At 68.7% G+C, this 19,300-nt stretch carries 16 protein-coding genes; 8 read left to right on the top strand and 8 right to left on the bottom strand.

Annotation, left to right across the window (positions count from 1 at the left end; genetic code table 11):
• Positions 1-16 precede the first annotated feature (16 nt).
• The 3 genes from ABQE44_RS25140 to ABQE44_RS25150 all read right to left on the bottom strand — a co-directional run bounded on the left by ABQE44_RS25140 (position 17) and on the right by ABQE44_RS25150 (position 4,494).
• Positions 17-1,843 carry a phosphoenolpyruvate carboxykinase (GTP) gene (locus ABQE44_RS25140; RefSeq protein ID WP_448395111.1) on the bottom strand — a complete coding sequence of 609 codons (1,827 nt, stop codon included), beginning with the start codon at positions 1,841-1,843 and terminating at the stop codon, positions 17-19.
• A gap of 189 nt (positions 1,844-2,032) precedes the next feature.
• Entirely contained in the window at positions 2,033-3,478 is a 1,446-nt protein-coding gene (locus tag ABQE44_RS25145) for a hypothetical protein (RefSeq protein ID WP_448432511.1), read from the bottom strand.
• The gene (locus ABQE44_RS25150) at positions 3,475-4,494 is read right to left on the bottom strand and encodes a hypothetical protein (RefSeq protein WP_448432513.1); all 1,020 of its coding nucleotides are present in this window, start codon (positions 4,492-4,494) and stop codon (positions 3,475-3,477) included. Before ABQE44_RS25150 ends, ABQE44_RS25145 begins: the two co-directional genes overlap by 4 nt.
• A gap of 150 nt (positions 4,495-4,644) precedes the next feature.
• Between ABQE44_RS25150 and trmB the strand changes: the two genes are divergently transcribed.
• The 3 genes from trmB to ABQE44_RS25165 are packed head-to-tail and all read left to right on the top strand — an operon-like array spanning position 4,645 to position 9,198.
• Positions 4,645-5,442 carry a tRNA (guanosine(46)-N7)-methyltransferase TrmB gene (gene trmB / locus ABQE44_RS25155; RefSeq protein ID WP_448432515.1) on the top strand — a complete coding sequence of 266 codons (798 nt, stop codon included), beginning with the start codon at positions 4,645-4,647 and terminating at the stop codon, positions 5,440-5,442.
• Positions 5,439-6,140, top strand: a complete 702-nt coding sequence (locus ABQE44_RS25160; RefSeq protein ID WP_448395115.1) for an NYN domain-containing protein — start codon at positions 5,439-5,441, stop codon at positions 6,138-6,140. The genes trmB and ABQE44_RS25160 overlap by 4 nt, the downstream gene beginning before the upstream one ends.
• A 40-nt stretch (positions 6,141-6,180) precedes the next feature.
• Positions 6,181-9,198, top strand: coding sequence for a trehalose monomycolate exporter MmpL3 (locus tag ABQE44_RS25165; protein ID WP_448395116.1), 3,018 nt, complete (start codon positions 6,181-6,183; stop codon positions 9,196-9,198).
• An 87-nt stretch (positions 9,199-9,285) separates the two neighbouring features.
• Here the strand turns inward: ABQE44_RS25165 and ABQE44_RS25170 are convergent, their stop codons facing one another.
• Positions 9,286-10,434 carry an AI-2E family transporter gene (locus ABQE44_RS25170; protein ID WP_448395117.1) on the bottom strand — a complete coding sequence of 383 codons (1,149 nt, stop codon included), beginning with the start codon at positions 10,432-10,434 and terminating at the stop codon, positions 9,286-9,288.
• Between the two features lie 87 nt (positions 10,435-10,521).
• On the opposite strand from ABQE44_RS25170, the gene ABQE44_RS25175 reads away from it, so the two are divergent.
• Entirely contained in the window at positions 10,522-11,592 is a 1,071-nt protein-coding gene (locus ABQE44_RS25175; RefSeq protein WP_448395118.1) for a lysylphosphatidylglycerol synthase transmembrane domain-containing protein, read from the top strand.
• Positions 11,593-11,604: 12 nt separating this feature from the next.
• Positions 11,605-11,985: a DUF3054 domain-containing protein gene (locus ABQE44_RS25180; RefSeq protein WP_448395119.1), complete on the top strand. Its 381-nt coding sequence runs from the start codon at positions 11,605-11,607 to the stop codon at positions 11,983-11,985.
• On the opposite strand, the gene ABQE44_RS25185 is transcribed toward ABQE44_RS25180, so the two are convergent.
• The 4 genes from ABQE44_RS25185 to ABQE44_RS25200 form a co-directional block, all read right to left on the bottom strand.
• Entirely contained in the window at positions 11,938-13,293 is a 1,356-nt protein-coding gene (locus tag ABQE44_RS25185; RefSeq protein WP_448432517.1) for a HAMP domain-containing sensor histidine kinase, read from the bottom strand. The two genes, ABQE44_RS25180 and ABQE44_RS25185, sit on opposite strands and share 48 nt — an antisense overlap.
• Positions 13,294-13,316: 23 nt before the next feature.
• Positions 13,317-13,985, bottom strand: coding sequence for a response regulator transcription factor (locus ABQE44_RS25190; RefSeq protein WP_448395166.1), 669 nt, complete (start codon positions 13,983-13,985; stop codon positions 13,317-13,319).
• Positions 13,986-14,041: 56 nt separating this feature from the next.
• On the bottom strand, positions 14,042-14,434 hold the full coding sequence (locus tag ABQE44_RS25195) for a heme-binding protein (RefSeq protein WP_448395121.1): 393 nt from the start codon (positions 14,432-14,434) through the stop codon (positions 14,042-14,044).
• Between the two features lie 190 nt (positions 14,435-14,624).
• On the bottom strand, positions 14,625-15,194 hold the full coding sequence (locus ABQE44_RS25200) for a hemophore (protein WP_448395122.1): 570 nt from the start codon (positions 15,192-15,194) through the stop codon (positions 14,625-14,627).
• Between the two features lie 313 nt (positions 15,195-15,507).
• Between ABQE44_RS25200 and ABQE44_RS25205 the strand changes: the two genes are divergently transcribed.
• The 3 genes from ABQE44_RS25205 to ABQE44_RS25215 are packed head-to-tail and all read left to right on the top strand — an operon-like array spanning position 15,508 to position 19,293.
• On the top strand, positions 15,508-18,405 hold the full coding sequence (locus ABQE44_RS25205) for an MMPL family transporter (protein WP_448432519.1): 2,898 nt from the start codon (positions 15,508-15,510) through the stop codon (positions 18,403-18,405).
• Entirely contained in the window at positions 18,402-18,908 is a 507-nt protein-coding gene (locus ABQE44_RS25210) for a helix-turn-helix domain-containing protein (protein ID WP_448395124.1), read from the top strand. Before ABQE44_RS25205 ends, ABQE44_RS25210 begins: the two co-directional genes overlap by 4 nt.
• Positions 18,898-19,293, top strand: a complete 396-nt coding sequence (locus ABQE44_RS25215) for a CoA-binding protein (RefSeq protein WP_448432521.1) — start codon at positions 18,898-18,900, stop codon at positions 19,291-19,293. Before ABQE44_RS25210 ends, ABQE44_RS25215 begins: the two co-directional genes overlap by 11 nt.
• Positions 19,294-19,300 lie beyond the last annotated feature (7 nt).

The following is a 19,300-nucleotide window of genomic DNA, read 5'->3' on the forward strand; positions in this document are numbered from 1 at the left end:
GCCGAGCAGGAAAAAGCTACTCCGCGTCGTTCAGGCGGTGCTTGAGGGCGTCGAACTCGTCCTTGATGCCCGTCGGCAGCTTCTCGCCGACGAACTCGAACCACTCCTCGATCAGTGGGAGCTCCTCGCGCCACTCGTCGACGTTGACCTCCAGCGCGGCGTCGACGTCGGCCGGGTCGACGTCGAGGCCGGACAGGTCCAGGTCTTCGGCGCTGGGCACGGTGCCGATCGGGGTGGTGCGCCCGCCGGCGCGCTGCTCGATGCGGTCGACGATCCACTTCATCACCCGGCTGTTCTCACCGAAGCCCGGCCACAGGAAGCGGCCGTCGTCGCCGCGGCGGAACCAGTTGACGAAGAAGATCTTCGGCATCTTGGACTCGTCGGACTGCTTGCCGACGTCGATCCAGTGCGCGAAATAGTCGCCGACGTTGTAGCCGAGGAATGGCAGCATCGCCATCGGGTCGCGGCGCACGGTGCCGACCTTGCCCTCGGCGGCCGCGGTCTGCTCGGAGCCGAGCGTGGCGCCGATGAACACGCCGTGCTGCCAGTCACGGGCCTGGGTGACCAGCGGGACCGTGGTCTTGCGCCGGCCGCCGAACAGGATCGCCGAGATCGGCACGCCCTGCGGGTCGTCCCACTCGGGCGCCAGCGTCGGGCACTGCGAGATCGGGGTGGTGTAGCGCGAGTTCGGGTGCGCGGCCTTCTCCTCGGAGTCCGGAGTCCAGTCGCGGCCCTTCCAGTCGATGAGGTGCTGCGGGTCGCCCTCGAGGCCTTCCCACCACACGTCCTTGTCGTCGGTCAGCGCGACGTTGGTGAACACGGTGTTGCCGGCCTCGATGGTCTTCATCGCGTTCGGGTTCGACGACCAGTTGGTGCCCGGCGCGACCCCGAAGAAGCCGAACTCGGGGTTGACGGCGTAGAGGCGGCCGTCCTTGCCGAACCGCATCCACGCGATGTCGTCGCCGACGGTCTCGGCGCGCCAGCCCGGCAGGGTGGGCTGCAGCATCGCGAGGTTGGTCTTACCGCACGCCGACGGGAACGCCGCGGCGACGAAGTAGGACTTGTTCTCCGGCGAGATCAGTTTGAGGATCAGCATGTGCTCGGCGAGCCAGCCCTCGTCGTGGGCGATCGCCGACGCGATGCGCAGCGCGTAGCACTTCTTGCCGAGCAGCGCGTTGCCGCCGTAACCCGAGCCGAAGCTCCAGATTTCGCGGGTTTCCGGGAAGTGGCTGATGTACTTGGTGTCGTTGCACGGCCACGGCACGTCGTTCTGGCCGGGTTCCAGCGGCGCGCCGATCGAGTGCAGCGCCTTGACGAAGAAGCCGTCGTCGCCGAGCTTGTCCAGCGCGGCCTTGCCCATCCGGGTCATCGTGCGCATCGACACGACGACGTACTCGGAATCGGTGATCTCCACGCCCAGCTTGGGGTCCTCGGCGCCCAGCGGGCCCATGCAGAACGGGATGACGTACATGGTGCGCCCGCGCATGCAACCGCGGTACAGGTCGGTCATGGTGGCGCGCATCTCCGACGGATCCATCCAGTTGTTGGTCGGACCGGCGTCGAGCTCGCGCTCGGTGCAGATGTACGTGCGGGACTCGACACGCGCCACGTCGGAGGGGTCGGACACCGCCAGGTAGGAGTTGGGCTTCTTCTCCTCGTTGAGTTTGGTGAAGGTGCCCGCCGCCACGAGCTTGTCGCACAGCCGTGCGTTCTCCTCGTCGGAGCCGTCGGTGAAGACCACCCGATCGGGCTGCGTCAACTCTGCGACCTCCTGGACCCAGGCCAGCAGCCCTTTGTGCTTCGTCGGTGCAGTATCGAGACCCGGAATAGTCGCTGCGGTCATCAAAATCTCCTGTGTACGGTTTCTGCCAGGACGTACGCACCGAGAGCGCCGGCCCGACAGGAAAGGCCGGGAAATCGGTCGTCCCTTATATACGAGGTTATCGTCCGTGACGTAGCCGTGGGCATTCGGGAGTATGTCCGTTAACTCACAAGAACGATTCAGAAACGCTCTCCTGGCGGTTCGGAACATTCAGTCGGGCTGATTTTCGCTTTTCTCACCCGCCGAATCGGCGCGCACCGCGTTGCGCGCCCGCTGCAGTGACGGCAACCGCCGGTCGCGCAGGGCGGCTGCGCGGGCGGTCTGCATCGCATGCTCGCGCAACTCGGCGTTGATCTCGGCGAGCCGGGCCTCGGCGGCGGTGCTGTCGCTTTGCTCGCGGGCGTGCAGCTCCGATGTCAGCGCGGTTTCGGCGGCCAGCACCCGACTGCCGACCCGCTCCTCGACCGCGGAACGCAGTGCGGTCGTCACGTCGGTGACCCAGCGGTCCAGCACCGCCCGATCCTGCAGCAGCGCACGAAGTCCCACCACCCACACCGTCACCACCAGCCCGACAAGTCCCCCTGCTACCAACCCTGCGGCCGCCAGGCCCGGCGCCAGCCCGGTGAACAGCCGGGTCACCATCAGCGCCACGCCCAGCCCGAAGCCAGCGCCGAGGATCATCATCAGCTGGGTTTCCAGGCGGCGCGACTTCAGCGGCGGCCCCGGCAGGGCCGGCGTCGACGGCGGGCCTGGCAGTGGTGGCGCGGGCAGTTGCAGTCCGGCGGCCATATCGCGCAGGTGGGCGGTCACGCCCTCGTCGACCTCGGCGACGACGTCGTCGGCGCGCCTGCGCACGTAGGACTCGAAGTCACCGAGCCCGCGCCGGCCGGTCTGCGATGCGTCCTCGGCCAGTTCGGCGCGCACCGACGTGCACCGGTTGCGCGCGAAGTAGGTGAGCTGCAGGCGGGCCTGCTGCAATTGGCTGCGCAGCGCGATGGTGTGCTCGGATTTGGCCACCCGACGACCGCGCACGACCTCGTCACGTTGGGCGCGCAGCGCGTCGACACGGGCCTGCCGGTCCAGGCCGTCGCCGTCGGCGCGGTAGCGCTCGATTTCGGCGGATATCCGAGTTTCCCACGCGCGCAGCCGGTTTCGTCGGTCCAGGTCGGGATCGGCGAGCCGGTTTTGCAGCAAGTCCACCAGCTCGTCGACTTGCGGCTCACCGAGATCCGGCGCCGCGGCCACCCCCACCCACGGCACGTCGACGTATCGCGGCGCCCGTTCGGTGAGCGTCGCCCGGTCGGCGGCCAGCACGTCGCGCCAGTCGCGGTGCGCGTCGATCTTGGACACCGCACCCACCACCAGGTCGGTGTGGCGCGTCGCCAGATCGATGAGCACACAGTCGGATTCGGTCAGCGGCGCCACCGCGGAGACCACGAACACCACCGCCTTCGGAGCGTCGGTCGCCGACAGGTCCGCACCCTCGATAAACGTGTGCTCGGGCAGGCGCTCGCGCAGCGCAGCGACCACGCTGGTGGTGCCCGCCAGCCAGGGACCGGTCACTGCCACCACGTCTCGACGCCGCACGGCGGGCGGGCTCAGTGCGGGTTCGATCGCCGACACCACGGCATCGGCCGACGCGATCGGATCGTTCACCGAGACCGCCCGAGCAGACGCAGCGAGCCGCGGCTGATGTCGGCGGCGCAATCGCGGTGCAGCATGGTGACCGGGCCGCTACCGTAGCGCCGCCACTGCACGGCGCGGCGTAGGTGCGCGGCTGGATCATCGGCCCGGTCCACCTGCACGCCGGCGGCCTCGACCACCTCGACGGCGGCGGCCATGGCGCCGACGACCGCGTCGTCACCTGCTAGAAACGCTGCCAACCGTTCGTCACCGCCCTGGGCGGCCAGCGCCCGCAACTCGGTGATCGTCGAGCGCACCCGCTGGTACCGCAGCGCGGCGCCGGCCGCGTCGATCTGCGCGACGACGCGGTCGAGCATGCTGTGCCTGCGCAGCAGCCCCGGCAGCGCGGCGGGTTCGGCGCCGCCGCCGAGCGCCAGCACCGCGTGGGCGATGCCGAACCGGTCCAGCGCGTCGAGCAGGCGTCGTCGCACCGGCATCGCCACCGGGTGCGCGCACTGCAGAAACGCATCGGTGGACGTCAGATCCGCGGGCTCGCGCACCATGGCCGACAGCGCGTCGAGCATTGCGTCGTCGAGCACGACCGCGCCCAGCAGCGCGACCATCGGCACGGTCGGCACGCCGGTCAGCGCGCGGTAGTGGCCCGCGCGGCGATGCGCCGTCGCCAGCGGGCCGCCCGCACCGAACCCGGTGAGGTCGGCTTTGTTGAGCACCAGCACGGTCGGTCGCCGGGCAGCGCCGATCAACGTGGTGTCCTCGGGTTTGAGCACCTCGGCCAGCACCACGACGTCGACGTCGGCATCGGCCGGATCGGGTGTGACGACAACGCCGCCCGCGGTCAGCGCCGCACCGACCGTCGTCGCGCCGGCGCCGCGGCGGCCCCGCACCGCCACCCGCAACGGCGCGCGCAGCTGCCGGATGATCGACCGCAGCCGCGGGTTGCGGCTGTCCTGCGCGTGCTGTGTCAGCGCCGCAACGAAAATGCCGAAAATCTGGCGGCCTTCCCTGTCGTGTCTTCCGGACGTCGGCACCGCACCGAGCGGGCCACTGCGTCGATGGTGACACTGCCACGCGTAGGAGGTGAGCGGCAGTTCCCGGCGCTGGGGACAAACCGGGCACATACCAGCCGAAGGCAACTGTTGGATATCAATCTGCACCACGATGCGGGTACTCGGACGCACATGAGCGAACATGGACGGATGCATTTGCCCGATGTCGCCGACGGGTCGGCTCCGTCGCCCGATGTCGCCGACGGGTCGGCTCCGTCGCCCGATGTCGCCGATGCGCACCATCGCTATCCCCGGGTCACCAGCTTCCGGACCCGGCGTACGACGCTCTCCGCGGCTCAGCAGGCGACCTGGGACCGGCTCTGGCCGGAGCTGGGCACCCACGCACGCGACGCGGGCGGCCCCGCCCCACGCCTGGACACCGACGCGTGGTTCAAACGCCGAGCGCCGGTGGTCGTCGAGATCGGCTGCGGTGCGGGCACCTCGACGCTGGCGATGGCCAAGGCGGAGCCGAACCTCGACGTGGTGGCCGTGGAGGTGTACCGGCGCGGTTTGGCGCAGTTGCTGTCGGGAATCGACCGCGACGGCGTGTCCAACATCCGGTTGGTGCGCGGCGACGGCGTCGACGTGCTGGCCCACATGTTCGGCCCCGACTCGCTGACCGGCGTGCGGGTGTTCTTCCCCGACCCCTGGCCCAAGGCCCGCCACCACAAGCGCCGGCTGCTGCAGCCGTCGACCGTCGCGCTGATCGCCGACCGGCTGCGTCCGGGCGGGGTGCTGCACGCGGCCACCGACCACGCCGGCTACGCCGAGCACATCGCCGAGGTGGGTGACGCTGAACCCCTGCTGCACCGGGTCAGCGCCACGGACCAGCTGCCGATCTCCGTACAGCGCCCGGTCACCAAGTACGAAAACAAGGCGCAGCACGCCGGCAGCGCTGTCGCCGAGCTGCTCTGGGAGAAGCGGTCATGAGCGTCACCGAGGAGATCCAGATCACCGAGGAGGCGCCGCCCGAGGCCGCGGAACCGGCCCCGACGGACGGCACCGCCCGGGTCCTGCTGGTGTGGGACGCCCCCAACCTCGACATGGGCCTGGGTTCCATCCTGGGCGGCAGGCCGACGGCCGCGCACCGGCCCCGCTTCGACGCGCTGGGCCGGTGGCTGCTGGCGCGCACCGCCGAGCTGTCGGCGGGCCGCCCCGAGGTCTCGCTGGAACCCGAGGCCACCGTGTTCACCAATATCGCCCCAGGTAGCGCCGATGTTGTTCGCCCGTGGGTGGAAGCGTTGCGTAACGTTGGCTTCGCGGTCTTCGCGAAACCGAAGATCGACGAGGACAGCGATGTCGACGTCGACATGCTCAGCCACATCGCGCTGCGCCGCAGCGAGGGTCTGGCCGGTGTTCTGGTGGCCTCCGCGGACGGTCAGGCGTTCAAACAACCGTTGGAGGAGATCGCCCGCGACGGCATACCGGTGGCAGTGCTCGGATTTCGCGAACATGCCAGCTGGGCGCTAGCGTCGGATACCTTGGAGTTCGTCGACCTGGAGGACATTCCTGGTGTTTTCCGGGAGCCGCTACCGCGAATCGGCCTTGATTCGCTGCCCGAGCAGGGGGCATGGCTGCAGCCGTTCCGGCCGCTGTCCTCGCTACTGACCTCGCGCGTCAACAACTGAAATGCGCAGCGTCGTCTACACAGACTTGTAAGGAGTTCACGTGTTCGCCTGGTGGGGTCGAACGGTGTATCGGTTTCGATACATCGTCATCGGCGTCATGGTCGCGCTGTGCCTTGGTGGCGGTGTCTTCGGCATCTCCCTGGGCGACCACGTCACCCAAAGCGGCTTCTATGACGAAGGCAGCGAGTCCGTGCACGCCTCGCTGGTCGGTGACGAGGTTTACGGCCGCGACCGCACCAGCCACGTCGTCGCGATCCTGACCCCGCCCGACGGCGAGAAGGTGGACAACCCGGAGTGGCAGCGCGACGTCGTCGCTGAACTCGACGCCTTCGTCGCCGACCATCCAGACCAGATCGTGAGCTGGGTCGGTTGGCTGCGCGCACCCGATGCGGCCAGCGAGACCGTCCAGCAGATGAAGACGAGTGATCTGTCCAAGACATTCATCAGCATCCCGCTGCAAGGCGACACCGACGACGAGATCCTGAAGAACTACCAGGCCGTCGAACCCGATCTGCAGCAGATCAACGACGGCAACATCAGGTTGGCCGGCCTCAACCCGCTGGCCAGCGAGCTGACCGGCAGCATCGGCGAAGACCAGCGCCGCGCCGAGATCGCCGCCATCCCACTGGTCTGTGTGGTGCTGTTCTTCGTCTTCGGCGGTGTGGTCGCCGCCGCGCTACCCGGGTTGATCGGCGGCCTGACCATCGCCGGCGCGCTGGGCATCATGCGGCTGCTCGCCGAGTTCATGCCCGTGCACTTCTTCGCTCAGCCGGTGGTGACGCTGATGGGGCTCGGCATCGCCGTCGACTACGGGCTGTTCATGGTCAGCCGGTTCCGCGAGGAGATCGCCGAGGGCTACGACACCGAGGCTGCGGTGCGCCGGACGGTGATGACCTCGGGGCGCACCGTGATGTTCTCCGCGGTGATCCTGGTGGCCTCCTCGGTGCCGCTGCTGCTGTTCCCGCAGGGCTTCCTCAAGTCGATCACCTACGCGATCATCGCCTCGGTGATGCTGGCGGCGATCCTGTCGATCACCGTGCTGGCCGCGGCGCTGGCCATCCTCGGCCCCAACGTCGACGCGCTCGGCGTGCGCACGCTGCTGCGGGTGCCGTTCTTCCGCAACTGGAAGCCGATGCGGGTCTACCTGGAGTGGCTGGCGGAGAAGACGCAGAAGACCAAGACCCGCGCCGAGGTCGAGAAGGGCTTCTGGGGCAAGCTGGTCAACCGGGTGATGAAGCGGCCCATCGCCTTCGCGGCGCCGATCGTCATCGTGATGATCTTGATGATCATTCCGCTCGGTCAGCTGTCCCTGGGCGGCATCAGCGAGAAGTATCTGCCCCCGGACAACCCGGTCCGCCTGGCCCAGGAGGACTTCGACAGCTCTTTCCCCGGTTTCCGCACCGAACCGTTGACGATCGTGATGGAACGCGAGGACGGCGAGTCGATCACCGATCAGCAGATCGCCGAGGTGCGTAGCAAGGCGATGACGGTGCCCGGCTTCATCGTGCCCGACGGGGATCGGTCGAAGATGTGGCAGGAGCGGTCGGTCCAGGAGGGCGGATCCAAGGACCCATCGGTTCGGGTGATCCAGAACGGTTTGGAAAACCGCAACGACGCGGCGAAGAAGATCGACGAGCTGCGCGCGCTGTCCCCGCCTCGGGGCATCGATGTATCCATCGGTGGCACACCGGCTTTGGAGCAGGACAGCATCCACAGCCTGTTCGACAAGCTGCCGTTGATGGTGACGCTTCTGATCGTCACCACGACGATCCTGATGTTCCTGGCGTTCGGGTCGGTGGTGCTGCCGATCAAGGCCGCGGTGATGAGCGCGCTCACGCTGGGCTCGACGATGGGCATCCTGACGTGGATGTTCGTCGTCGGGCACGGATCCGGGATCATGAACTACACGCCGCAGCCGTTGATGGCGCCGATGATCGGGTTGATCATCGCGGTGATCTGGGGTCTGTCGACCGACTACGAGGTGTTCCTGGTCTCGCGCATGGTGGAGGCCCGCGAGCGTGGCATGTCCACCGCCGAGGCCATCCGGATCGGCACCGCGACCACCGGCCGGTTGATCACCGGCGCCGCGCTGGTGCTGGCTGTGGTCGCGGGCGCGTTCGTGTTCTCCGACCTGGTGATGATGAAGTACCTGGCGTTCGGTCTGCTGATCGCGCTGCTGCTCGACGCCACCGTGGTCCGGATGTTCCTGGTGCCGTCGGTGATGAAGCTGCTCGGCGACGACTGCTGGTGGGCGCCGCAGTGGATGAAACGGCTGCAGGAGCGCCTCGGGCTGGGTGAAACCGAACTGCCCGACGAGCGCAAACGCCCCGCGGTCCGCGAAACCGGCCCGCACTCGGAAGCGAACCCAGAGGCGTTGGTCGGGGCGGGCGCCCCGGTTCCGCCGCGTCCCGCTGCGCGGGCGCGGCCACCACACGACCCCACCCATCCGGTCCCGCAGGGTCCGCCCGCCGGTGCGACGACGCGGATCACCACGCCGCGCGCGGTTCCGTCGAGCGCGGGCACGGCGCGGATCCCTGGCCCCGAGCAACCCGAAGAGCCGCCGACCACCCGGCTGGCGATGGCCCGCAACGCCGTGCGCAACGCGGTGAACAACGCGGCCGCCGCCGCCCGCGAGGCGGCCAAACCGCCGAGCCCACCACCTCCGCCGGCCCGCGCACCGCGGGAGGACCGTCAGATCGAATCGTGGCTGGGTGAGTTGCGCGGCACCGCAACACCGCCCGGTCCGCCGCCCCCACCTGCGGGACGGGCGCGGCCGTCGGCCGAGGCCACCCGGGCCATGCCGCGGTCACCACGGCCCGAGCCCGGCAACGAGCCGACGACGGCGTTCCCGGCGGCGGGCACGGCGCCCGAAAGCGCCAACTCGCAGGATGCCCAGGACACAGAGGCCACGACGGCGATCCCCACATCACGGCCACCGGAGAACTCGGGAGATCCCGAGGCCACCGAGAAGATCGACACCCGTGAGGACGAGCAGCCCAAGCGCCGCGGCGGCGGTATGAGCGCGCAAGATCTGCTGCGCCGCGAAGGCCGCCTCTAACTAGTCGCCCAAAGGAACAGACGGGCAGGAAAGTGTGAGAAGGTTTTCGCCGTCGCCTTTCGTCGGTCTCGGCGCAAGGCGGGCGGGCTACTCCTGCCGGCGCACCGGGACCTCGTCCGGATCGGCCTCGACCCGGCCGCCATCCTCGGCCGCCAGCGCGGCCTCCTCAGCCGCGGGGTCCGGCGCCGTCAACACCCGCACCGCGCTGTTGAGGAACGCCATCACCGGCACCGCGAGCAACGCGCCGACAATGCCGGCCAGCACCCCGCCCCCGGCGATCGCCAACACGATGGCCAACGGATGGATGGACACCGCCCGACCCATCACCAGCGGCTGCAGGACATGGCCCTCCAACTGCTGGACTGCGATGATCAGGCCCAGCGTGATCAGCGCGTAGATCCAACCTTTGGCGATCAGCGCCACGATCACCGCGAGGAAACCGGTGATCACCGCGCCGACCAACGGGATGAACGCGCCGAGAAACACCAGCGACGCCAACGGCAGCGCCAACGGCACCCCCATGATCGCCAGGCCGGTGCCGATGCCCACCGCGTCGACCAGCGCCACCAGAAACGTCGCCCGGACGTAGCCGATCAGCGAACGGAACCCAGCCCTGCCCGCGTCGCGCACCCGCTCCCGCACCGGTTCGGGAAAGATCTTGGTGACGAACGCGAAGATGTTGCGCCCGCCGTGCAACAGGAAGATCAGCGTGAACAGCACCAGCAGGGCGCCGGTGACGATCTCGGTCACCGTCGTCGCCGTCGACAGCGCACCGCTGGTCAACCGCTCCTGGTTGTTGCGCAGCGCCTCCACGGCCGCCGTCTGCAGCTGGCCGATCTGCTGGTCGCTGACCCCCAGAGGGCCGTCGGTCAGCCAGTTGCCGACGCCGTCGATGCTGTGGGTCACCTGTTCCACGAGAGCCGGTGCACCCTCGATGAACTGGTTGACGACGAACGTCATGATCCCGCCGACGATCGCGAACCCGCCGAGCAGCATCAGCGCCACCGCACCGCCGCGCGGCGCGCCCCGCCGGTGCAGGTAATCCACGGCCGGCAACAACAGGGCGGCCAGGATCGTGGCCAACGCGACCGGGACGACGATGATCTCGAGCCGTTTGACCACCCAGAGCACGGCCACGACGGCGGCCAGGATCACCAACAGTCGCCACGACCACGCCGCGGCTTTCCGGACCAGCGGACTGACCGCCTCGTCATCCACCGACAGACCCGCGGGCATCCCGACAGCGTAACGGCCTATCGTGACCACCCGCCGAACTCTGCAGTGGTCCCGGAATCGCGGACACCACGCTCTACCCTGTAGGTCGTGTCGCACGACGCGCCGGCGAGCGAGGCCCACAGCCAGGGGCGCTCCGCCCGCGGTAAGTACTGGTGGCTGCGCTGGGCCGTCATCGCCGTCGTGGCCGTCGTCCTCACGGTCGAACTGGTGTTGGTGTGGGATCAGCTCGCGAAGGCCTGGCACAGCCTCTACACCGCCAAGTGGGCGTGGGTGCTGGCGGCAGTGGGCACCGCGTTGGCCTCGATGCACTTCTTCGGCGATATCCAGCGCAAGCTGCTGCGCTCCGCGGGAGTTCCGGTGCGGCAGTGGCGATCTCAGGCCGCGTTCTACGGCGGCAACTCGCTGAGCACCACGCTGCCCGGCGGCCCAGTGCTCTCAGCGACGTTCATCTACCGGCAGCAACGCATCTGGGGCGCGACGCCGGTCATCGCGTCCTGGCAGCTGGTGATGTCGGGCGCGCTTCAGGTCATCAGCCTGACCCTGCTCGGGCTCGGCAGCGCATTCTTCCTCGGCGCGCGCCAGAACCCGTTCTCGTTGATCTTCACCCTGGCCGGATTCATCTTGCTTATCGTGTTGGCCCAGGCGGTCGCGTCGCGCCCGGACCTGCTCGACGGCATCGGGGTGCGCGTGTTGGGCTGGGTCAACTACCTGCGCACCAAACCGTCCGACAACGGCGTGGCCAAATGGCGCGAGACGCTGGCCCAGCTCGAATCGGTGAAGCTGAGCCGCCCGCAGTTGGGCGTCGCGTTCGTATGGTCGATGTTCACGCTGGTGACCGGGGTCGGGACGCTGTTGTTCTCCTGCTACGCCACCGGGGAGCGGCCGTCGCTGCTCGGGGTGGTCGTGGCTTTTGTCGCCGCCCGCGCGGTCGGCTCGATCCCGCTGATGCCCGGCGGGCTGCTGGTGGTGGAGGCGGTGCTGGTGCCCGGCCTGGTGTCGAGCGGGATGACGCTGGCCTCGGCGATTTCGGCGATGCTCATCTACCGCCTGATCAGCTGGGTGTTCATCGCGGTGATCGGGTGGGTGGTGTTCTTCTTCATGTTCCGTACCGAGTCGGAGATCGATCCCGACGCGATTGCCGACGCCGCCCAGGCGTGATTGGAGCCCGCTATGCCGCCCGTCGTCGATGAGCAGACCCGGCCCGCGTTGACCGCGCTGGCGACCGACCTCGTGTGCGTGGTCGTGTTCTGCACGATCGGCAGGCGCAGCCACGCCGAGGGCCTGAACCTCGCGGGGATCGCCGAGACGGCGTGGCCGTTTCTGTCCGGCGCGGTGGTCGGCTGGCTGGTGTCGCTCGGGTGGCGCCGACCGGTCGCGGTGGTGCCGACCGGCGTGCTGGTGTGGCTGTGCACGATCGTGGTGGGCATGCTGCTGCGCAAGCTCACGTCAGCCGGTATAGCGCCGAGTTTCATTGCGGTGGCATCGATTTCGACGGCGGTGCTGCTACTCGGCTGGCGGGTCCTGGCTGCGGTCCTGATCAGCCGCCGCTGACGACGTTACGGTCAGCGTCGCGCGCAACCCGCCGAGCCGACCGTCGGACAGTTCGATGCGCCCGCCGTGCAGGCTGGCCTGCTGTGCGACCAGCGCCAGCCCGAGCCCGGAGCCGCCGGGCGCGGCGGTGCTGCCACGGGCGAACCGGCCCAGAACCGACTGGTGCTCTTCGGCTGGCAGCCCCCGCCCGTCGTCGTCGACGATGATGGTCACCGCGTCGTCGTCGCGGTGCGCGGTGAGCACTATCCGGGTGGCCTGCCCGTGGTGTACGGCGTTGCGCACCAGGTTGTCCACGGCCAACCGCAGGCCGCTGGGCCAGCCCCAGATCGCGCCGAGCCCCTCGTCGGGCTGCACGACGATCTCGACGGTGCTGCCTGGCCGGCTGTTCTCGCGCGCGACGCGGTCAAGCAGGTCGGTGACGTCGATGAGCTCGCGGTCCTCGGGTTGGGCCAGCTGTCCCGAAGCCAGCTGACCCAGCGCGGTGATCATCGCCTCCACCCGCCGCTGCGCGCGGTCCAGGTCGTCGACCACCTCCTGGCGCTCCTCGGCGGGCAGGTCGCGGATCCGCAGCGTGTTCAGATCGGCGCGCATCGCCGTCAACGGCGTGCGCAGTTCGTGGGCGGCATTGGCGGCGAAGTCCTGGGCGGCCTGCAACGAGTTGGTGGTCGATTCCTGGGCGGCGGCCAGTCGGCGCAGCATTCCCGACATCGCCTCCGACAGGTCCTCGGCCTCGCGCACGCCGCGCACCTCGGGCAGCTTCTGGGTGCCCTTGCCGAGCCGCTTGGTGTGCTCGGTGAGCTTGCGCAGCGGGCGGATCGCCGGACCCGCGAGCAGCCAGCCCAGCCCGCCGGCGATCAACACCGTCACCACACCGACGGCGACGTAGGACGGAATCCGCGACGGGCTCAACAAGATGCTGTCGGCGCGGATGCCGACCGACATCAGCAGCCCACCCTGCTGTTCGACGACGATGGTGCGCACCCGGTACTCGACCCCGTTGACTTCCACCGTCTCGGTGCCCGGCTTCAGCTGCGGCAGCTGTAACCCGCGCTGAAACACCACCTGGCCGGTGGACGCCGACCGGCCCGTGGTCAGCACTCCTTGGCGCGGATCGTCGAGTTCGCTGGGCCGCATACTCGCCGCGATGATCGCGTCGAGTCGCCGATCCAGTTGTGCCGCATCGTTATTGGCCAGTACCACTGAGGTCAGCACGGTGAACGCGGCGACGACGGTGGCTGCGGCCACCGCTGCCGCCACCGCCACCCGGGTGCGCAGCGACGCCGATCGCAGAAACCTCGGTACCCGCACGGATCAGATCCCGTTCGCGGGACTCACGAGTCGTCCCGCAGCACGTACCCGATCCCGCGAACGGTGTGGATGACCCGCGGCAGCCCTTCGCGTTCGAGCTTGCGCCGCAGGTAGGAGATGAACACGTCGGCGACGTTGGTGTCGACGTCGAAGTCGTAGCCCCAGACCAACTCCAGCAGACGCTGGCGGCTGAGCACCACGCCGGCGTTCTCGGCGAGGACGGCCAGCAGGTCGAACTCGCGTTTGGTGAGATCGACGCGTTCACCTTCGACGAAGACCAGCCGGCGCGCGCTGTCGATCGTCAACGGCCCCACGGTCATCGGATGCGACGCCCGCTCGGAGTGGCCGGACCGGCGCAGCAGGGCGTGCAGCCGGGCCACCAACTCGCCCAGATCGAACGGTTTGGTCAGGTAGTCGTCGGCGCCGGCCTCCAGCCCGGCGATGCGGTCGTTGACGGTGTCGCGCGCCGACAGCACACAGATCGGGATGTCGTTGCCCATCGCGCGCAGCGCGGTCACCACCGCGACACCGTCCAGTTCCGGCATCTGCACATCCAGCACCAGCGCGTCATGCGGTTCGGCCGACAACAGCCGCAGCGCCTCTTTACCGCTCGCCGCAACCCGGACGTCGAACCCGGAATGGCGCAATCCGCGCGCAACCGACGTCAGCACATCCGGGTCGTCGTCGACCATCAGCACGGTGCGGCCCGCGCTGTCCTGCTGCGCGGGCGGCCCAGCCGGCACGCGGACTAGGGAAGCGGATCGGCGAGACCGTCACCGTTGGTGTCGCCGCAGCGATTCTTCAGGTCGACCAGCGGCTGACGGATATTCGTCAGTTCGGCTCGCACCTGAGGATTGGCGTCCAGGTATTCCGTGACCTTGGGGCGAACCTCTTCACGCTCCATGCCCTCGAGGCTGGTGAAGAACCAGTTCACATCGGGATGGGTGAACAGGTATGCCGACGTCGCGGCCGAGACACCGGACGCCACGCCAGCCAGGTCGGCCGCGGTGCAGTTCGGCGGCGCCTCAGCAAGAGCCGACGGCGCCACGGTCGCAGCACCAAACAACATCGCACCGGCAATCGCGCCGGTGCCGACTGCGCCAGCTACCGCACGTCGCGCAGAACGGGCCGAGAGCAACATAAACAAGCTCCTTCGTCGAGTGTGGAGTGGCCGTAACCATAGGCGGTTACCGACATAAACCAACTGGGACCAACGCAGAAAAGCTAAGCAGAATGTCGGCCGACTTTCCTGTCTTGTGGTGAACGAATCGCCGAAAAGTCCGAAATCGCAGTTCAGGCCCCTACTGCGCGGGCGCTCGGGTCGGCGGCGGTTACGGCAAGCCAGCGATCGGCGGGCCGGGCAGCCGGCCCTCACCTGCCGAAACCGACGACCCCGCCGGTGATTGCACCGCCGCAGAGGTGCCGGGCAGCCCGACGTTTTGCGCCGACGGCAACTCAGCTGGCAAACCCGCCGGCGCCTGCTGAGTCTGCTGCGCCTGCTGCATCAAACCCATCACCTGCGGCAGGGTCAGCGGCAGCTTGCACTGGCCCGCCAGGCTGGCCAGCGGCTGTTGCAACTGCTGCATCTCCTTGGCCGCCTTCGGGTTCGCATCGAAGTAGGCCTTGACCGCCCCCAGCGACTGCGGGCCGGCCTGCTGCTTGGAGATCGTGGTCAACGCCTGGTTGGTCTTGGGATGCTCGTCGAGGTAGTCGCCGATCGACGTGGCGACCGAACCGATCGTTTTGGCGACCTCGCTGGCGGCACACGGATCGGCGGCAGCGGTGGCCGAGGGCGTCAGCGATCCCGTCGGCGTCGTACCAGCCACCACGGCGCCGGCGGCGGCGGTCGCCGCAAGCACCGCGGTCAGGCTGCGGCGCAGGGCGGCAGAGGTCGGTCTCATGGGCACTCCTAACGGCTTGCAAACGTTTGCGCTGCCGCGCAAAGACATGCGCTGGGCGGCGGTGGTGTCCCCGACGACAAGGCCGACGAACTACGCGGCCAACCTGCCAGCGCACATACTGCCATCTGCCCCGTCGGACCCGCGAATTGAGCAGGTCCACCGACCGCCGTCCGACGTCGGCTGCGGCGCAGGATTAGAAGTGCTTAAAGCGTTGCTGGCAGGTTGTCTGCAGAACCGCGCAATACCACATGCTGCGGTACGCTCACGCTACGAAACGCCGTGCAGAAATGGGGAGTTCACCATCCAGCAGTTCATGATGCGCTTGAGTGGCACCCTGCGCAGATATCGCTGGGCGGTGTTCGCGGTATGGCTGCTACTTCTGGTGCCCTCGATCTACCTCGGGATGACCCACGGCGGCCAGCTGACCGGCGGCGGGTTCGAGGTCGAGGGCTCGCAGTCGCTGCGGGTGCAGCAAGAGCTCGAAGAGCACTTCCCCGACGAGGGCGCCTCGCCGTTGGCGCTGGTCGCCGCACCGCGCGCCGACGCCTCCTATGGGGACATGAACATCGCGGTGGCCCACCTGGAGCAGGTGGCCGCCGAAGTGCCCAGCGTCACCACGGTGCCCACGAGGGGGCAGCCACCGCCGCAACCCGACCGGCCCTACGTCGTCACGCTGGAGCTGGACTTCGAGAACACCGGTGCCGTCGACGTCGCCAAACAGCTGCGCGAGAAGGTCGGCATCGACGGTGAGGAGCCCGGCGAGATCGCCGACGGCAAGGTCAAGCTGTACGTCATCGGCCAGGGCGCCCTGGGTGCCGCCGCGTCGCAGGCCACCAAACACGACATCGCCCAGGCCGAGCGGTGGAACCTGCCGATCGTCCTGATCATCTTGCTCGCAGTATTCGGCTCGCTGGCGGCCGCGGCCATGCCGCTGCTACTCGGCATCTGCACGGTGGTCGTGACCATGGGCCTGGTATTCCTGCTGTCGACGGTCACCACGATGTCGGTGTTCGTCACGTCGACGGTGTCGATGTTCGGCATCGCGGTGGCCATCGACTATTCGCTGTTCATCCTCATGCGGTTCCGCGAGGAGCTGCGCGCCGGGCGCGACGCCGACCAGGCCGCCGACGCGGCCATGGCCACCTCCGGTCTGGCCGTGGTGCTGTCCGGTCTGACGGTGATCGCCTCGGTGACGGGCATCTATCTCATCGCGACCCCGGTTCTGGTGTCGATGGCCACCGGCGCGATCCTTGCGGTCGCGGTGGCCGTGTTGACGTCGACGACGCTGACCCCGGCCGTGCTGGCGACGTTCGGGCGGGCGGCGGCCAAACGGTCGTCGTACCTGCACTGGTCGCGTCGGCCGGAGACCACCCAGTCGCGGTTCTGGACGCGCTGGACCGGTCAGGTGATGCGCCGGCCGTGGCTCTCGGCGCTGGCCGCGTCGGCGTTCCTGCTGCTTCTGGCGTTCCCTGCATTTTCAATGGTGCTGGGCAACAGCATGCAGCGGCAGTTCGAGCCCACCCACGAGATTCGCGGCGGAGTCAACGCGGCGGCCGAGGCGCTGGGGCCCGGCGCGCTGGGTCCGGTGCGGGTGCTGGTGAGCTTCCCCGACGGCAACGCGGCGTCGGCGCCGGCCAAAGAACCCATCCTCGACACGATCCGGGAGCGAATGACGCAGGGCCCCAACGTGGTATCGGTGAGCCCGCCGCTGTTCGGTGAGGACTACCGTCATGCCCTGCTTTCGGCGGTGCTCTCGGTTGACCCCGAGGGCACGGCCGCGCGCGACGCCGTGGACTGGATGCGCGCGGAGCTGCCGCAGACGCCGGGCCTGGACGGCGCCCGCATCGACGTGGGCGGGCCGACGGCGCTGATCAAGGATTTCGACGACCGGGTGTCGGCGACCCAGCCGCTGGTGTTCGTGTTCGTGGCGCTGATCGCGTTCGTGATGCTGCTGGTGGCAATCCGGTCACCGGTGCTGGCCATCAAGGGCGTGCTGATGACCGTGCTGTCGGTGGCGGCGGCCTACGGCAGCCTGGTCGTGGTGTTCCAGTGGGGCTGGCTGGAAGGGCTCGGTTTGGAGCCGATCTCGTCGCTGGACAGCACGATCCCGCCGCTGGTGCTGGCGATCGCGTTCGGTCTGTCGATGGACTACGAGATCTTTCTGCTGACCCGGATCCGCGAGCGCTACCTGCAGACCCACAACACCCGCGACGCGGTCGCCTACGGCGTCAGCACCAGCGCACGCACCATCACCAGCGCGGCGCTGATCATGATCGCGGTGTTCACCGGGTTCGCGTTCGCCGGGATGCCGCTGGTGGCCCAGCTCGGCGTCGCGTGTGCGGTGGCCATCGCCGTCGACGCCACCGTGGTGCGGCTGGTGCTGGTGCCCGCGCTGATGGCGATGTTCGACGAGTGGAACTGGTGGCTGCCGCGTTGGCTGGACCGGATCCTGCCGTCGGTGGATTTCGAGAAGCCGCTGCCCAAGGTCCAGACACCCGATCTCGTCATCATCCCCGACGACATCTCGTCGCTCGGGCCGACGGGATCCGACCTGCGCACCGTGGTCAAGTCCGCGGCGCGGCTGAAAACTCTTGCACCCCAAGCGGTTACCGTGGCTGACCCGCTGGCGCTCAGCGGTTGCGAACCCGTCACCACCATGTTGCGCACCATCGATGCCGTCGATCAGGGACATCGAAACGGAAGCGCCACCAAGGTCGCCACCGCGACGCTGGCGAAGCATCCGGTGACGATGTGGCGCGGCCGGCTCGCGGTCGCTCTCGACGCGCTGCAGGCGGCATCGGAATACGAGGGCGCTCCGCTGAAGCGGCGCAGCCCGGTGGAGACCACCAACGTTCAGCTGCCGACCGGTGACCGGCTTCAGATCCCCACCGGCGCTGAGACATTGCGGTTGCAGGGTTACCTGATCATGTGCCGTAACAGCGCTCGGGATTACGCGGAGTTCGCCGAGCTGGTCGACGCGCTGGACACTCGAACGGCCGCGCTGGTACTGGCCGGGATGGACCGGTATTACGCTGGAGATCAGGCGAGAGAACAATGGGTCGCCACCCAGTTGGTGCGCCGGCTGGCCGACCCGCAGCCTTCCGATGAGCCCGACATCGAAATGTCGGGCCCTGAGGCGGAGGCAGATTGGGCCAGGGTCAGGCAGCGTTGCCTGTCGGTGGCCGTGGCGATGTTGGAGGAGGCGAGGTGACGGTGACTTCGGAGATCCGGGACGACAGCCGTGAGACCGCCCCCGACGCTCCGCAGCGCCCGGTGTTCGACGACCGGCCGGTGGAGTTCTGGCCCACCGCAGCCATCCGCGCGGCCCTGGAGACCGACGACCTCGCGATCTGGCAGCGGATCGTGGCCGCGATCAAACGCGACCCGTTCGGCCGCACCGCGCGCCAGGTCGAGGAGGTGGTGGAAACCGCCCGCCCGTACGGGGTTTCCAAGGCGCTCTCGGAGGTGCTCAGCCGCACCCGTGAGCACATGGAGGCCAACGAGCGCGCCGAGGTGGCCCGCCACATCCGTGCGCTGCTGGAGAAGTCCGGTCTGGGTCAGCAGGAGTTCGCGTCGCGGATCGGTGTGCCGAGCGCCGACTTCGCCACCTATCTGTCCGGCCAGGCCAGCCCGACGGCGTCGCTGATGGTGCGGATGAGCAAGCTGGCCGATCGGTTCGCCAAGATGCGGTCGGCGCGTTCCGATGGATCTTGAGCAGATCCTGCGGGAGACCCGCACGGTCGCGATCGTCGGCGCCTCGGCCAACCCGGCCAGGGCCAGCCACGAGGTGTTGACGTATCTGAAGTCGGCAAGCGACTACGAGCTGTATCTGGTCAACCCGACGATCAGCGACCTCGACGGCACCCCCGTGTACCCGTCGCTGGCTGATCTGCCCGTGGTGCCCGACCTCGTCGACGTGTTCCGCCGCCGCGAGCATCTGCCTGCGGTGCTCGACGACGCCGTCGCGGTCGGCGCGAAGGTGCTGTGGTTACAGCTGGGTCTGCACCACGAGCAGGTGGCCCGCGACGGTGCGGCGGCGGGCCTGCAGGTAGTGATGGACCGCTGCCTGAAGGTCGATCACGCCCGCCTGCTCGGTTAGGGAATTG

Source organism: Mycolicibacterium sp. XJ2546 (genome assembly GCF_053483195.1).